General features: G+C 68.5%; 15 protein-coding genes. 11 read left to right on the top strand and 4 right to left on the bottom strand.

What is annotated here, in order from left to right; genetic code table 11:
- Positions 1-40: 40 nt before the first annotated feature.
- Genes A5780_RS29045 through A5780_RS29030 form a run of 4 tightly spaced genes read right to left on the bottom strand, consistent with a single transcriptional unit; the run spans position 41 to position 3,564 of the window.
- Positions 41-1,285 carry a CaiB/BaiF CoA-transferase family protein gene (locus A5780_RS29045; protein WP_063011836.1) on the bottom strand — a complete coding sequence of 415 codons (1,245 nt, stop codon included), beginning with the start codon at positions 1,283-1,285 and terminating at the stop codon, positions 41-43.
- A complete protein-coding gene (locus tag A5780_RS29040) occupies positions 1,285-2,049 on the bottom strand; it encodes an SDR family NAD(P)-dependent oxidoreductase (protein WP_064905384.1) in 765 nt (254 codons plus the stop codon). The genes A5780_RS29045 and A5780_RS29040 overlap by 1 nt, the downstream gene beginning before the upstream one ends.
- Entirely contained in the window at positions 2,049-3,227 is a 1,179-nt protein-coding gene (locus A5780_RS29035; protein ID WP_064905386.1) for an acyl-CoA dehydrogenase family protein, read from the bottom strand. Before A5780_RS29035 ends, A5780_RS29040 begins: the two co-directional genes overlap by 1 nt.
- A gap of 31 nt (positions 3,228-3,258) precedes the next feature.
- A complete protein-coding gene (locus A5780_RS29030) occupies positions 3,259-3,564 on the bottom strand; it encodes a hypothetical protein (protein ID WP_030516361.1) in 306 nt (101 codons plus the stop codon).
- Between the two features lie 294 nt (positions 3,565-3,858).
- On the opposite strand from A5780_RS29030, the gene A5780_RS29025 reads away from it, so the two are divergent.
- The 11 genes from A5780_RS29025 (at position 3,859) to A5780_RS28975 (ending at position 14,602) form a co-directional block, all read left to right on the top strand.
- Positions 3,859-4,389, top strand: coding sequence for a carboxymuconolactone decarboxylase family protein (locus A5780_RS29025; RefSeq protein ID WP_063011773.1), 531 nt, complete (start codon positions 3,859-3,861; stop codon positions 4,387-4,389).
- A 4-nt stretch (positions 4,390-4,393) separates the two neighbouring features.
- On the top strand, positions 4,394-5,659 hold the full coding sequence (locus tag A5780_RS29020; protein ID WP_030516359.1) for an aromatic ring-hydroxylating dioxygenase subunit alpha: 1,266 nt from the start codon (positions 4,394-4,396) through the stop codon (positions 5,657-5,659).
- A complete protein-coding gene (locus tag A5780_RS29015; protein ID WP_063011771.1) occupies positions 5,646-5,987 on the top strand; it encodes a hypothetical protein in 342 nt (113 codons plus the stop codon). Before A5780_RS29020 ends, A5780_RS29015 begins: the two co-directional genes overlap by 14 nt.
- Before the next feature lie 4 nt (positions 5,988-5,991).
- Positions 5,992-7,203 (top strand): amidohydrolase family protein, encoded by a 1,212-nt coding sequence (locus A5780_RS29010; RefSeq protein WP_063011770.1) that lies wholly within the window; start codon positions 5,992-5,994, stop codon positions 7,201-7,203.
- Positions 7,190-7,606: a nuclear transport factor 2 family protein gene (locus A5780_RS29005; RefSeq protein WP_063011768.1), complete on the top strand. Its 417-nt coding sequence runs from the start codon at positions 7,190-7,192 to the stop codon at positions 7,604-7,606. Before A5780_RS29010 ends, A5780_RS29005 begins: the two co-directional genes overlap by 14 nt.
- Before the next feature lie 54 nt (positions 7,607-7,660).
- Positions 7,661-8,758 (top strand): acyl-CoA dehydrogenase family protein, encoded by a 1,098-nt coding sequence (locus A5780_RS29000; RefSeq protein WP_064910578.1) that lies wholly within the window; start codon positions 7,661-7,663, stop codon positions 8,756-8,758.
- A gap of 135 nt (positions 8,759-8,893) precedes the next feature.
- Positions 8,894-9,871: an acyl-CoA dehydrogenase family protein gene (locus tag A5780_RS28995; protein ID WP_231983138.1), complete on the top strand. Its 978-nt coding sequence runs from the start codon at positions 8,894-8,896 to the stop codon at positions 9,869-9,871.
- Between the two features lie 176 nt (positions 9,872-10,047).
- Entirely contained in the window at positions 10,048-10,851 is an 804-nt protein-coding gene (locus tag A5780_RS28990; RefSeq protein WP_064905455.1) for an inositol monophosphatase family protein, read from the top strand.
- Positions 10,852-10,933: 82 nt separating this feature from the next.
- Positions 10,934-11,635, top strand: a complete 702-nt coding sequence (locus A5780_RS28985; RefSeq protein WP_063011766.1) for a response regulator transcription factor — start codon at positions 10,934-10,936, stop codon at positions 11,633-11,635.
- Between the two features lie 56 nt (positions 11,636-11,691).
- Positions 11,692-12,714 (top strand): ATP-binding protein, encoded by a 1,023-nt coding sequence (locus tag A5780_RS28980; protein ID WP_197521917.1) that lies wholly within the window; start codon positions 11,692-11,694, stop codon positions 12,712-12,714.
- A gap of 514 nt (positions 12,715-13,228) precedes the next feature.
- The gene (locus tag A5780_RS28975; protein ID WP_231983137.1) at positions 13,229-14,602 is read left to right on the top strand and encodes a DUF4153 domain-containing protein; all 1,374 of its coding nucleotides are present in this window, start codon (positions 13,229-13,231) and stop codon (positions 14,600-14,602) included.
- Positions 14,603-14,649: the final 47 nt, after the last annotated feature.

Here is a 14,649-nt window from a genome sequence, read left to right as displayed (position 1 = left end):
CGTCGAACGCGCGGACCCGGCGTTTCGGTCGGCGATCGTGTCAGCGCACATGAGCGGCAGCCACCCCCGCGTCGCGGGAGCCGACCACGCCGGCCGCCCGCCATCGAGCGATCTCGTCTGCGCTGCAGCCGATTTCGGCCAGCACCGCATCGGTGTGCTCCCCCAGGCCCGGCACCGCGCCCATCGGCGGCTGGTAGCCCTCGATCACGGCCGGGGGCAGCAGGGACGGGATCGGCCCGTTCGGGGTGTCGATACCGCGCCAGCGGTCGCGTTCGGACAGTTGCGGGTGGGCCAGGACCTCGCTGGGCCGGTTGTAGCGCGCGTTGCCGATTCCGGCGGCGTCGGCGGACGCTTGGATGTCGGCCAGATCGTGTCGCGCACACCAGCTTCCGATCACCTCGTCGAGCTCGGCGCGATGGGCGACCCGGCCGGGATTGGTGCGGAAGCGGTCGTCGGCGGCGAGATCCGGGCGTTCGAGGATGTCGCGGGCCAGCCGCTGCCATTCCCGGTCGTTCGTCGTGCCCAGCACCACGGTCTGCCCGTCGGCCGTCGGGTAGGCGCCGTACGGCGCCACCGCCGGTGAACTCATGCCGAGCGGCTGCTGGTCGATTCCGCTGTGCCGGGCGTAGGTGAGGTGATAGCCCATCATCTCGGCCATGGTGTCGAACAGGCTCACCGATATCGCCGTGCCCGGGCCCGGCCCGCGCCGCAGCCGCCCGCACAGCGAGGCCACGATCGACAGGGCCGCGTACAGGCCCGTGGTCACATCCGCCACCGGCGGACCGGGTTTGGCGGGCGCGCCGGCCGTGCCGGTCACCGCACACACCCCGGCCTCGGCCTGGACCAGCAGGTCGTAGGCGCGCTTGTGCGACAGCGGCCCGCCCGCGCCGAATCCGTCGATTGTCAGCGAGATCAGATCCGGGTGCCGGCTCTCCACCTCCGCCGGGGACAATCCCAGCCGGTCCAGGGCTCCGGGTGCCAGATTGGCGACCAGCACGTCGGCGCGCTCCAGCAGGCGATGCAGGAGTTTCACGCCCGCAGGCGATTTCAGGTCGAGGGTCACCGATTCCTTGCCGCGGTTGACCCACACGAAATGCGCGGCCTGGCCCTCGACCACGTCGTCGTAGTAGCGGGCGAAGTCACCGCCGTCCGGGTTCTCCACCTTGATCACCCGCGCCCCGAAATCGGCGAGGGTGCGCGTGCACATCGGCGCGGACACCGCCTGTTCCAGCGCCACCACCGTGACCCCGGCGAGCGGGCCCGCCGCCTGCGGATCGATGATCATCACATCACCATGCCGCCGTCCACCGGCAGCACCTGCCCGGTGACGAAGGAGGCGGCGTCGGAGGCCAGGAAGACGAACGCTCCGGCCACCTCGTCCGGTTCGGCCCAGCGCCGCAACGGAATTCGGTTCAGCATCTGCGCGGCGAATTTCTCGTCGGTGCGGATGGTGGTCGTCATCGGCGTGGCCGCCAGCGGGGCCAGCGCGTTCACCAGGATGTTCTTGCGGGCCAGCTCGCGAGCCAGCGATTTGGTGATGCCCACGATCGCGGCCTTGGCGGCCGAATAGTTCACCTGCCCCAGGGTTCCGGTCAACCCGGCCGAGGAGGTGACATTGATGATGCGCCCGGTGCCGTCGGTGGGCAGATACGGCAGCGCCGCCTGCGCGCAGTTGAAGGTGCCCAGCGCGTGGATGTCGTAGAGGCGGCGCATCGAATCCACGGTGGTGGCGCCGAACATCGCGGGCGCCGTGACACCGGCGTTGTTGACCACGATGTGCAGTGTGCCGCCGGCCAGCGCCGCACCCTGCTCGGCCGCGGAATCGGCGGCGCCGCGGTCGGATACGTCCAGCGCGCAACTCGCCGCCCGCCCCCCGGCGCCGACGATCTTGTCGGCGACCGCCGCCGCGGCGGCGGCGTCGATATCGGTGACCAGTACCGCGGCGCCGGCGGTGGCCAGCGCCTGCGCCACCGCCGATCCGATGCCGCCCGCGGCGCCGGTGACCATGGCCGCGCGGCCGGTCAGATCGAAAAGTCCTCGTGCCGGCATCAGTAGCTCCTCGGCAATCCCAATGTGTGCGAACCCAGGTAGTTCAAGATCATTTCCTGGCTGACGGGGGCGATGCGCATGACGCGCGCCTCGCGGAAGTAGCGGGCCACGTGGTACTCCTCGGCATATCCCATCCCGCCGTGGGTCTGCATGGCACGGTCGGCGGCGGTGAAGCCGGCGTCGGCACACAGATATTTGGCCGTATTCGCCTCGCGGCCACAGGGTTTACCGTTGTCGTAGAGCCAGGTCGCCTTGCGCAGCACCAGTTCCGCGGCATCCAGATGGGCCAGCGAATCGGCGAGCGGGAACTGGATGCCCTGATTCATGCCGATCGGCCGGTCGAAGACCACGCGCTCGCCGGCGTATTTGACCGCCCGGTCCAGCGCGACGCGGCCGATGCCGAGCGCCTCGGCGGCGATGAGCATTCGCTCCGGATTCAGCCCGTCGAGCAGATACCGAAAACCTTCGCCCTCCTCGCCCACGCGATCCTCGACCGGAACCCGCAGATCGTCGATGAACACCTCGTTGGAGGAGACGGCGTTGCGACCCATCTTGGCGATCGGGCGGATATCGATGTGGGCGCGGTCGATATCGGTGAGGAACAGGGTCATCCCGTCGGTTTTGCGCCTCACCTCGTCGTAGGCGGTGGTCCGGGTCAGCAGCAGGATCTTCTCCGATTCCAGCGCCTTGGAGATCCACACCTTGCGGCCGTTGACGATGTAGTGGTCGCCGTCGCGGCGGGCGAAGGTCGTGATCCGGCTGGTGTCCAGGCCCGCCCCCGGCTCGGTGACTCCGAAGCAGACGTGCAGGTCTCCGGCCGCCACCCGGGGCAGCGTCCGCCGCTTGAGCTCCTCGGAGCCGTGGCGGACCACCGGCTGCATACCGAAGATCGAGAGATGAATCGCGGTGGCGGCGTTCATTCCGCCGCCCGAGCGGGCGACCTCCTCGGCGAGGATGGTCGCCTCGGTCAGTCCCAGGCCGTGGCCGCCGTACTCCTCGGGGATGGTGATGCCGAGCCAGCCGCCGGCGGCGATCGCCTGGTAGAACTCCGTGGGGAATTCGTGGTCCTGGTCCTTGCGCATCCAGTAGCGGTCGTCGAATTTTCGGCACAGTTCGGCTACCGCCGAGCGGATCAGCTGCTGATCCTCGGTCGGTTCGAATGTCATTCCGGCGGACATGCGTACTCCTGCTCTCCGGTCACCGCACCCCTCAGTCCGAGGCCGGCAGGGCCTTGGCCGCCTTGATCGTCATCGGGGTTCCGTCGCAGCGCAGTTCACCGGAACCCGAACTGGTACACAGCAATTCGACCGAATCGGCCGCGTCGACGTAACGCTTGCCGATCAGTGTCACCGGTTCTCCCGCGGCGGGTGCGGCCGGTGGCGCGCTCGCGGCCGGAACCAGAGGGCTTCCGCCGCAGGTCAATACGGGACTGGCATCGGCGGGCGCGCGCACCACCACCACCTTGGTGCCGCAGACGGTGCTGGCGAGCTGTTCACCGGGACGCAGGGCTGCCATGCTCTCGACTCCTCTTCCTGGACTGTGCGACTAGAAAACTATCTTCTCATATTTGGAGAATCAACCTTCTACTTCTGCGCCGGGATCGACTCCCGCTCGCAGCCCGCCGCTCTAACGAACAGGCCGCGCCGCCGACAGCAGCGACCGTCCGACGCTCCGCACACCTCGCGCGGACCACTTCTGAGCAGGGAGTTTCCCGCACTTCGTGCCGAACATTGACGAGTCGGCCCCTCACGTGAAAATCTATTGATCCATTGAGGAGAATGTCATTCTCCTGAATGAGAGGAGGAGAGGATGCGCCTGCCGCCCCTGCCGGCCGACCAATGGGACGATCGGACCCGCGGTGCCCTGGCCGCTCTGCTGCCACGCGCTCGGCGCAACCCCGACGGCGCCGGACCCGCGATGTCGGCTCTTGCCAGACATCCGGACCTGGCCGAGGCGTATCTCGGCTTCGGCGTCTACCTGCTGTTCCGATCCACCTTGCCGCCACGCGTGCGCGAGATCGCGATCCTGCGCATCGCGCACCGCCGTCAGTGCGCCTACGAGTGGGCCCACCATGTCGCGATGGCCGATTCCACCGGCCTGTCCGACGCCGACATCGACGGGATCCGCGACGGACGGCTCGCCGGCGAGTTCGATCGGCTGCTGCTCGCGGCGGTCGACGAACTCGACGAGAAGTCGCAGCTGTCGGACACCACCTGGGCCGCGTTGAGCGACTACCTCGACGAACGCCAGCGCATGGATCTGGTCTTCACCGTCGGCGGCTACGCCATGGTCGCGATGGCCTTCAACACCTTCGGCATCCAGCCCGATCACGAGAGGTAATCCCTTGCCGCACTTCAGCAAACCAGCCGCCGGAAGCTGGACCGAGAACTATCCCGAACTGGGGACCGGCACCGTCGACTACACCGATTCGATCGACCCGCAGTTCTACGAGGACGAGCGCAACGCCATCTTCCGCAAGAGCTGGCTGTGCGTCGGCCGCGATGTGCTGCTGCCGCGCAAGGGCAGCTACTTCACCAAGGAACTGGCCTGCATCGGCACCTCGCTGATCATCGTCCGCGGCACCGACGACGTGATCCGGGCCTTCCACAACATCTGCCGCCACCGCGGCAACAAACTCGTGTGGGACGACTTCCCGAACGAGGAGACCTCCGGCACCTGCCGGCAGTTCACCTGCAAGTACCACGCCTGGCGCTACAACCTCGACGGTACGTGCACCTTCGTTCAGCAGGAGAAGGAATTCTTCGGCATGGACAAGGCCGACTACGGCCTCGCCGACGTGCGCTGCGAGGTGTGGGAGGGGTTCATCTTCGTCAATGTCGACCCCGACGCCCCGCCGCTGCAGGATTACCTCGGCCCGATGGTGAAGGGGCTGGAGGGATTTCCCTTCCACGAATTCACCGAGGTCTACAGCTACAAGGCCGAGGTGGGCAGCAACTGGAAACTGTTCATCGACGCGTTCGCCGAGTTCTATCACGCGCCGATCCTGCATATGAAGCAGGCGGTGAAGGACGAGGCCGACAAATTGGCCGACGTCGGCTTCGAGGCCCTGCACTACCAGATCGACACCCCCCATTCCATGGTGTCCTCGTGGGGCGGCATGGCCCCGCCGAAAGACCTCGACATGGTCAAGCCGATCGAGCGGGTGCTCCGCTCGGGCCTGTTCGGACCGTGGGACCGGCCCGATATCGAGGGGCTGGATCCCATGCCCCCCGGGATCAATCCGTCCGGCCATCGCGCCTGGGGCGTGGACGAATTCGATGTGTTCCCCAATTTCGCGATCCTGGTGTGGGCGCCGGGCTGGTTCCTCACCTACAACTGGTGGCCGACCTCGGTGCGCACGCACATCTTCGAGGCGAACCTGTATTTCACACCCCCCAAGAACGCCCGCGAACGGCTGCGCCAGGAATTGACCGGCGTGACGTTCAAGGAATACGCGTTGCAGGACGCCAACACCTTGGAGGCCACCCAGACGATGCTGGAAACCAGTGTCGTCAAGGAATTCCCGCTCAACGACCAGGAAGTCCTGCTGCGGCATCTGCATCATGTCGCGCAGCGCAAAGTTCAGGAGTACCGCGATGCCAACGTCTGAGACGAAGAAACTGCCCGGGGAATTCGCCGAACTGGAGAAGTTCTCCGACTGGATCATCGACACCGAGCCCGAACGCTATCGCAAACGGCTCGCCTCCGATATGGCGCAGATGCAAGCGTTCTACGACGCCGCGTTCCCCCGGCTCGAGGAGGCGCTCGACTATCTGGACCAGTTCCCGCTCGACGAAATGCCCGACGACGCACGGTATCTGACACATCTGATGCAGTCGCTGATCATGGTGTCGTTCCCGGTCGAGGTGTGGAAGCAGCCGCGGGTGCCCGATTCGGGTGCGGCCTATCTGAATCTCGTGCGCGAAACGGTGGTGTAAGCCGATGCTGACGCTGAAGGCCGCCGGTGTCCTCGACATCGATTCCGGTGAGATCATCCGCCCCGGCGTGGTCCGGGTGGCAGGCGACCGCATCGTCGGCGTGGGCGGCGAACCCGAGGGCGAGGTCGTCGATCTCGGCGATCTGGTGCTCCTGCCCGGTCTGATGGATATGGAAGTCAACCTGCTCATGGGCGGGCGCGGGGAATCCGGGCTGGCCTCCAGCGTCACCGACGATCCGGCCACCCGGGTGCTGCGGGCGGTGGGTAACGCCCGCCGCACCCTGCGCGCGGGGTTCACCACGGTGCGCAACCTGGGCCTGTTCGTCAAAACCGGTGGCTATCTGCTGGATGTGGCGCTGGGTAGGGCGATCGACAAGGGGTGGGTGGACGGTCCGCGGATCGTGCCGGCCGGGCACGCCATCACCCCCACCGGCGGCCATCTGGATCCGACCATGTTCTCCGCGTTCATGCCCGACGTCCTGCACCTCACCATCGAGGAGGGCATCGCCAACGGCGTGGACGAGGTGCGCAGGGCCGTGCGCTACCAGATCAAGTACGGCGCCCAGCTGATCAAGATCTGCGTTTCCGGTGGCGTCATGTCGCTCACCGGAGCACCTGGCGCACAACACTATTCGGACGAGGAACTGCGCGCGATCGTGGACGAGGCGCATCGGCGCGGACTCAAGGTGGCCGCGCACACGCACGGCGCGGAGGCGGTCCGGCACGCCATCGCCGCCGGAATCGACTGCATCGAACACGGTTTCCTGATCGACGACGAAACCATCGCGCAGATGGTCGCCGCCCGCACCTGGCTGGTGCCGACCACCCGCCTGGCCGACGCCATGGACGTCTCCAAGGCGGATCCTGCGCTGCAGGCCAAGGCCGCGGAGATGTTCCCGAAGGCGCGCCTCTCGGTCAAGGCCGCCTACGACGCCGGGGTGCGCATCGCAGTCGGCACCGACGCGCCCGCCATCCCGCACGGCCGCAACGCCGACGAGCTCGTGGCACTGGTCGAACGCGGACTGGCACCGATCGACGTGTTGCGCGCCGGCACGATCAACGCCGCCGAACTCATCGACGCCGACGACCGCGGCCGGATCGCGCCCGGCCTGCTGGCCGACATCATCGGTGTGCCGGGCAATCCCGTGGACGACATCACCGTGACCCAGGATGTGCGATTCGTGATGAAAGGCGGAAAAGTGTATGTCCAGAAATGACGATCTGCTCGATATCCAGCAGCTGCTGGCGCGCTACGCGGTCACCATCACGAAGGGCGATATCGAGGGGCTGTTGAGCGTTTTCGCCCCCGACGGCACCTACAGTGCCTTCGGCGACACCTATAACCTCGACGTGTTCCCGGAGCTCGTGGCGGCCGCGCCCAAGGGCCTGTTCCTGACCGGCACACCGGTGCTCGAACTCGACGGCGACGACGCCTCCGGCACGCAGACGTTGTGCTTCGTCGAGCACTCCACCCACGACATGCGGATCGGCTACTACAGCGACACCTATGTCCGCACCGACGACGGCTGGCGGATCAAAACCCGCAGAATGACCTTCATCCGGCGCAGCGGCGACCACGATTCCGGTATCCCGCACGCATTCGACCGCCCTGCCGTGTGAGCGGCCCCGGCCCGAAAGTGACGTTCGCACACAGTGATCGAGGGAATCGCAGAGATGGGTACCACGGATATCGCGACGTTTCGGGACGATCTGCGGCGATGGCTGGCGGACCACGATCTCACGCCGGGCCCGGATCGCAGTCTCGACGGCCAGGTGGCCCAGCTGGCCCGGGTGCGGCGCGCCCTCTTCGACGCCGGCTGGATGCGCCACGGCTGGCCCGAACAGGTCGGCGGGCTCGGCGGGCCCGCGGTGCTGCGAGCGGTACTCGGTGAGGAAGTCGCCACCCGCGGCCTGGCCGAACCCGGCATCTACTCGATGGTGGAAGTGCTGGCGCCCACGATGATCTCCTACGCCCGGCCGGAACTGGCCGCCGCGATGGTGCCCGCGCTGCTGTCGGGGCGCGAACAGTGGTGCCAGGGGTTCTCCGAACCGGGTTCCGGTAGCGATTTGGCGTCCCTGAGCACCAAAGCCGTTGCCGACGGCGGCAAGTGGATCATCAGCGGCCAGAAGGTCTGGACCAGCTTGGCCCAGTACTCCGCCCGCTGTGTCCTGCTGACCCGCACCGCGCCGGGCCACGAGGGCATCACCGCGTTCTTCGTCGATATGGACTCCCCCGGGATCACCGTGCGCCCACTGCGGACCATGCACGGCGTCGACGAATTCGCCGAGGTGTATTTCGACGACGTCGTCGTGCCCGGCGATCGCATGCTGGGCAAGCCCGGGGACGGCTGGCGGGTGGCGATGGATCTGCTGCCGCACGAGCGGTCCACCTGCTTCTGGCACCGGATCGCCTACCTGTTCACGCGATTGGACGCGCTGATCGCGGACACGGACCTGCGCGACGACGCCGCCCTGGGCGCTGCCTATCTCGCGCTGCACACCGTGCGCTGCCGCTCGTACGCCACGCAGCGGCGGCTGGCGGACGGACAGCGGCTCGGTCCGGAGACCTCGATCGACAAGGTGCTGCTGGCCACCGCAGAACAGCAGCTGTTCGACACCGCGCGCGACATGCTCCCGGGCGCAGTCGAATTCGACGACGAGGAATGGCGTACCGAATATCTGTATTCTCGGGCGGCCACGATCTACGGCGGGACCGCCGAGATCCAGCGCAATATCATCGCGCGCCGCCTGCTCGATTTGGGGCGGGAATGAGACGCAGGTGTTCATCTGCCGCGCGTTGTTGCCGCGTGCGGACCCAACTCGCTATAAGCCGCGAAGGCCTGTCCCGGTCCTGCCGCCACAGAACAGCGGCCCCGGGCGCACCGCACCGCAACGAGTTTCGAACGGATGACCATGGACGCCGATGAGATCGCACTGCTGACCGACAGCCTGCGCGCCACCATGACCGGCAGCACGGGTGACGCGCTGGATCACGCGCTCCTCGACTTCGGATGGCTCGACCTGCTGATCGAAACTCCGGAAGTGGCGATACCTCTGGTATTCCGGCTGCTCGGTGAGACCGGCGCCCATGCTCCCGTTCTCAACGACGTCATCGCGCACGCCGCCGGCCGCGACCTGCCTGCCCGGGTCGCGCTTCCCTTTACCGGTGGGCGCTGGATCATGTGGGAGCGAACCGGCGTAGCTCCATCCGCTCCGGCTGCGCCCAGCCGGACCGCGGTCGATCCCGAGGCCGATCCGATCGTCGGCGGCACGCCGGGCGGTTCCCGGCCCGATGCGATGGACCCGACAGGCCGGTCGGCCACGGGTGCCGACCGCGACTCCGGCGCCGTGCGCAGTGGTCCTGATTCGATTGCTGCACAACACTTTTCCGCACCGCCGATGCTCGACCCCGAGCTACCGCTGCGCCGAGTTTCCGCCGGCGAGACGCTTCCGCTGGCCGAGGGCCGCCGCGCGCTCTCCTGGTGGCTGGCGGGAACGAGCCGCGCGATGCTGAATCTCGCGCGCCGCCACGCCCTCGACCGGGTCCAGTTCGGCCGCCCACTGGCCGCCCACCAGGCCGTCCGGCACCGCCTGGCCGAAACCCTGGTAGCCATCGAGGGCGCCGAGGCCACCCTCGCCACCGCCGACACCGATCTCGGCGCGCTGCTGGCCAAGGCCGCCGCCGGCCATGCCGCGCGGATCGCCGCCCGCCACTGCCAGCAGGTCCTGGGCGGTATCGGGTTCACCGCCGAACACGACTTTCACCGGCACGTCCGCCGGGCGTTGGTCCTCGACGGATTGCTCGGCAGCGCAGCGGAACTGACGCGCGAAGCGGGCGTCTGGGTGCGCACGCGCGGCACCGCTCCGCGGCTCGCGCAGCTGTGAGTGTCTTCGGCCGGCGCCGTTCGCCAGCGCTTGCGGTGCCCGCGGCCGAACAGATCGTGCAAACCTCGACGAATAATGCGGAGAACCGCGCAATGCCCCGAGGTTTGCACGCCTGGTTCGGCCTGAGCCGACCCGAGGCGGTGGCAGTGTTCATCGGCTGCGGATAGCTTGCAGTGGTGCACGACCACCTCGACGACGATCTCCGGTTCGCCCATGTTCTCGCCGATTCCGCCGACGCGGTGAATATGGACCGGTTCAAGGGCCTCGACCTCGCGGTCCGGGCGAGACCGGATATGGCCACGGTGAGCGACGCCGAGAACGCCGTGGAGAAGCTCGTCCGGGGCCAGCTGCGCCGATCCCGCCCGCGCGATGCGGTCCTGGGCGCGGGTGACGGACTGGAGGGCGGCGGTCCGCGCTGCTGGGTGGTCGACGCCATCACCGGACTCGAGAACTATGTGCGCGGTGTGCCGGTGTGGGCCACGCAGATCTCCCTACTGGAGGTTGCCGAAGGCGGATATCGCCCCATCGTCGGCGTCGTCTCCGCGCCCGCACTCGCCCGCCGCTGGTGGGCCGCGAAGGACCACGGCGCCTTCACCGGGCGCAGCTTGACCTCGGCGTCGCGGCTGCGAGTTTCCGGCGTTTCGAACCTGACCGACGCCTCGTTCGCCTACTCCACCGTCACCGTCTGGGCGGACGACGGCCGCCTGGACAGCTTCCTCACCCTGTCCCGCGACGCGTGGCGCACCCGGGCCTACGGCGAATTCTGGTCGTACATGATGCTCGCCGAGGGCGCGATCGACATCTGCGCCGATCCCCGCCTGTCGCCGGGCGATATGGCCGCCAACGCGATCATCGTCACCGAGGCCGGCGGCACCTTCACCGGCTTCGACGGCAACCCGAACCCGCTCAGCGGGAATGCGGCGGCCTCGAACGGATTGCTGCACAACGAGTTACTGACGTACGTAAGCCGGCGCGACTGACGCCCCTCGGCATCGCCGACCACACAGAATCTCCACAACTGATACCGGTTCTCTCCACACGAGCTCGCTAGGCTCCCCGAGCATGGAACAGAACCCACCGGTGGAGGCCACGACAGCGCGGCGGATCCTGGTCGTGGACGACGAGTCCACGATCGCGGACTCGGTGGCGGCTCGGCTGCGGGCCGAAGGGTTCAGGGTCACCACGGCTCCGGACGGTCCCGCGGCGGTGGCGGCCGCCGAGACGTTCGAGCCGGACCTGGTCGTCCTCGACGTGATGTTGCCCGGCTACGACGGGCTGGAGGTGTGCCGGCGGATCCAGGCCGAGCGCTCGATACCGGTGCTGATGCTCACCGCGCGGACGGACGAAACCGACCAGCTGATCGGACTCGGGGTGGGCGCGGACGACTATCTGACCAAACCGTTCTCGCTGCGGGTGCTCACAGCGCGCGTGCATGCTCTGCTGCGGCGGGTCGAACGCGCCGGTGATCAGCGCGGGGCGGTCACCGTGGTCGGCGATCTGCGCATCGACAGCGATCAGCGCAGGGTCTGGCGCGGCGGGGTAGAAGCCCAGCTCACTCCGCTGGAATTCGATCTGCTGGCCCGTCTCGCCCGGCGTCCCCGCGCGGTGCTCGCCCGGGAGCGGCTCCTCGAAGAGGTCTGGGACTGGGCGGATGCGGCCGGTACCCGGGCCGTCGACAGTCACATCAAGGCGTTGCGACGCAAACTCGGCGCCGACCTGATCCGCACCGTCCACGGCGTCGGCTATGCCCTGGAGACCCGATGAGCGCGCGCGCCGACCTCGACGCCGGCGAGCGTGCCGATCTCCGGGCCGCGAGCCTGGTGACGCAGCTGTCGGATCGGCTACCGCGGCCGCTGGATCGAATCCGATCCATCAAACTCAAACTGGCCGTCCTGATGACCTTCTCGGGTGGGCTCGCCTTCGCCTGGTTCAGTCAACGGATCGGCTGGCTGCCGCCGATGACCACACTGACCGCGATGCTCATCGCCCTGGTGTCGTCCCAATTCCTGGCGCACGGCATCACCACGCCGCTCCGGGAGATGACCGCCGCCGCGCAACGCATGGCACACGGCGACTACACCAGCCGGGTGCGCGCGTCCTCCCGCGACGAGGTGGGACAACTGGCCGACGCGTTCAATCGGATGGCGACCGACCTCGCCGCCGCCGACCGGCAGCGCCGCGAACTGATCGCCAATGTCTCGCACGAGTTGCGCACCCCGATCACCGCCTTGCACGCGGTCCTGGAGAACCTCGTGGACGGCGTATCCGAGCCCGATCCGAAAACACTGGAAACCGCACTGGCACAGACCGAACGGCTCGGGCGCCTCGTCTCCGAGCTTCTCGATCTGTCCAGCATCGAGGCCGGAGCGATCCCGCTCGACCGCGAACAATTCGATATCGCACCGACTTTCGCGACGGTGACCGCCGAGGCGGAGGTCATGACCGCGGCGCTGGGCCGCGGTATCCACTTCCGCAGCACGATCGATCCCGCCACCGCCACCGTGTACGCCGACCGCGCCCGCCTGCACCAGGTGTTGCTGAACCTGCTGGACAACGCCGCCCGGCACGGCCCCGCCGGCGGCGAAGTCCGCCTGCTCGCCCACATCGCGGGCGAGCACCTGGTCATCGATGTCGAGGACGACGGGCCCGGCATTCCTCCCGCGCAACGCGAGCGCATCTTCGACCGCTTCACCCGCGGCGGCAGCACCGACGGCGGCGGCACCGGACTCGGTCTCGCCATCGCCCGCTGGGTGGTCGACCTGCACCACGGCTCCATCGCGGTCGCCGAACCCGGCTCACGGATCCGCGTGATACTCCCGGCCACCGCGCCGCACCACCACTGACAGCCCGAAACTCACAGCCCGGCAGACCGATTCGGTCCCGGGCCGATACCCCACACCCTCAGGAGGACCGGCCGTGCCCGAAGAATCCACCCCCGACCGCACGCGATCACCGGAACCGGCGGACTCCGCCGGTCACGATCGTCCGCTGTGCGCCGACGCCCATTCGGAACCGAATCGACCGGACATTCCACCGGACCGAGACGACACCACGGGGCCGGATCGTCAGCTGAAACCGGCACCGGCATCTCCTCCGGCCTCAGCGAAACCGGCTGCCCCGGAGACGGGTTCAGCCGCGGACGCTTCGGTCCCGAACGGCTCCGGCGAAACTCCGGGCGCCGCGTCGCACGATATCTCCACCGCCGGCGGCTCGGCACCAGCCGGGCACACCGAGGCGCCGGTGTGGTCGCGGAATGCCGGTACCGCCACAGCTGTGGTCGCCGACCCGCCTCGCTGGGGCTCCCTGTCCGCACCTCCCGTCGCGCCCCGTGGGCGATGGGTCGCCTACCCAGCGGGCGTGCTCCCTGCCGCGGGAGTGGCAGGTCTGGTCGCGGCAGCCACCGTGCCGGTGGATCGGCCCGGAATCGGCTGGCTGCTAGCGGGTTTCGCCATCGCCCTCGCGATCGGTACCGTCCATCGTCGCGCCGCGGACCGCGCGGAAATACCCAGCGAGCGCCGGCACCGCCCGAGCCGCTGGTGGGGGGTCGCCGCACTCGCACTGCTCGCGGTCGGCACCTTTCGGGCCGCGGGGTGGTTGTTCGTCCTCTGCCTGATCGCGGCGGCCGTCTGCGGATCGCTCGCCGTGGTCGGCCGGCCCTCGGCGCGGGGGGTGTTCCACGATGCGATCGCGGTCCCGCTGGCATCGGCCGGCGCCCTCGCCTGGGTGTACGCGGCGCAGGGAAGGTTGCGCGGCAGCACCGGAGCCCGGCACTGGCGACTCGGTGCGTCCGTGGCCGCGACGGTGGCGTTGCTGGCGGTGTTCGTGCCGCTGCTCGCCGGTGCCGACGCCACGTTCGCCGCCATCGTCACGGGGCTGGTGCCGCGCATGGACGCCCCCACCACCACTCGATGGATCGTGCTGTTCCTGCTCACCGGTACGACAACTCTCGGCGCGCTGTACGTGCTCGCCGGGCCCCCGGCTCCTGCCGACGCGGGGAGCACACGCGCGAAACGCACGCTGGCACGACTGGAATGGGCGCTTCCGGTCGGGGCGCTGACCGTGTTGTTCGCATCGTTCCTCGGCGCGCAGCTGGTGGCCCTGTTCGGTGGCGACGACTATGTGCAGCGCACCGCCGGGCTGACCTACGCCGACTACGCGCGCAGTGGATTCTGGCAACTGGCCGCGGTCACCCTGCTCACACTCGCCGTCATCCTGCCCGTCCTGCACCGGGCCGCCAGGGATTCGGCGGCCGACCGCCTCTGGTTGCGCGGCCTGCTCTGCACGATCAGCGGGCTCACCCTGGTGATCATCGCCTCCGCGTTCGGTCGCATGTGGACCTATCAGCAGGCATACGGATTCACCGTGCTGCGTCTCCTGGTCGGAACCTGCGAACTCTGGCTCGGCGTCGTGTACCTGCTGGTGGTCGTCGCGGTCCTGCGCCTGGAAACGGCGTGGCTGCCGCGCACCACCCTCGCGACCGCGGTGGCCGCGCTGCTGATGCTCGCCGTCGCGAATCCCGAGGCGCTGGTCGCTTCGGAGAACATCGATCGCTGGCAGCGCGGTGCAGACCTCGACGCGGACTATCTGTCGGGGCTGTCGGCCGATATCGTCCCCGTCCTCGACCGCCTCCCGGGACCGATCCGCCTCGACCTGAGGCAGCGGCTCACGCACCGAGAAGACGACGAGACCTGGAACAGCTGGAACCTGGCCCGGATGCGCGCGGGTGAATGACCGCGAACATCACGCAGTGCCGGCGGCCCCGGCCGGACGGCATGTAG

It is taken from the genome of Nocardia sp. 852002-20019_SCH5090214, from assembly GCF_001665865.1.
GTDB lineage: Bacteria > Actinomycetota > Actinomycetes > Mycobacteriales > Mycobacteriaceae > Nocardia > Nocardia nova.
The sequence above is the reverse complement of the archived record's forward strand: the minus strand, read 5'-3'. Positions and strand labels throughout refer to the sequence as shown.

Coding starts and splice junctions, on each gene's coding strand:
- A5780_RS29045 (WP_063011836.1), bottom strand. CDS start 1,285: ATGATCATCGATCCGCAGGCGGCGGGCCCGCTCGCCGGGGTCACGGTG.
- A5780_RS29040 (WP_064905384.1), bottom strand. CDS start 2,049: ATGCCGGCACGAGGACTTTTCGATCTGACCGGCCGCGCGGCCATGGTC.
- A5780_RS29035 (WP_064905386.1), bottom strand. CDS start 3,227: ATGTCCGCCGGAATGACATTCGAACCGACCGAGGATCAGCAGCTGATC.
- A5780_RS29030 (WP_030516361.1), bottom strand. CDS start 3,564: ATGGCAGCCCTGCGTCCCGGTGAACAGCTCGCCAGCACCGTCTGCGGC.
- A5780_RS29025 (WP_063011773.1), top strand. CDS start 3,859: ATGCGCCTGCCGCCCCTGCCGGCCGACCAATGGGACGATCGGACCCGC.
- A5780_RS29015 (WP_063011771.1), top strand. CDS start 5,646: ATGCCAACGTCTGAGACGAAGAAACTGCCCGGGGAATTCGCCGAACTG.
- A5780_RS29010 (WP_063011770.1), top strand. CDS start 5,992: ATGCTGACGCTGAAGGCCGCCGGTGTCCTCGACATCGATTCCGGTGAG.
- A5780_RS29005 (WP_063011768.1), top strand. CDS start 7,190: ATGTCCAGAAATGACGATCTGCTCGATATCCAGCAGCTGCTGGCGCGC.
- A5780_RS29000 (WP_064910578.1), top strand. CDS start 7,661: ATGGGTACCACGGATATCGCGACGTTTCGGGACGATCTGCGGCGATGG.
- A5780_RS28995 (WP_231983138.1), top strand. CDS start 8,894: ATGACCATGGACGCCGATGAGATCGCACTGCTGACCGACAGCCTGCGC.
- A5780_RS28985 (WP_063011766.1), top strand. CDS start 10,934: ATGGAACAGAACCCACCGGTGGAGGCCACGACAGCGCGGCGGATCCTG.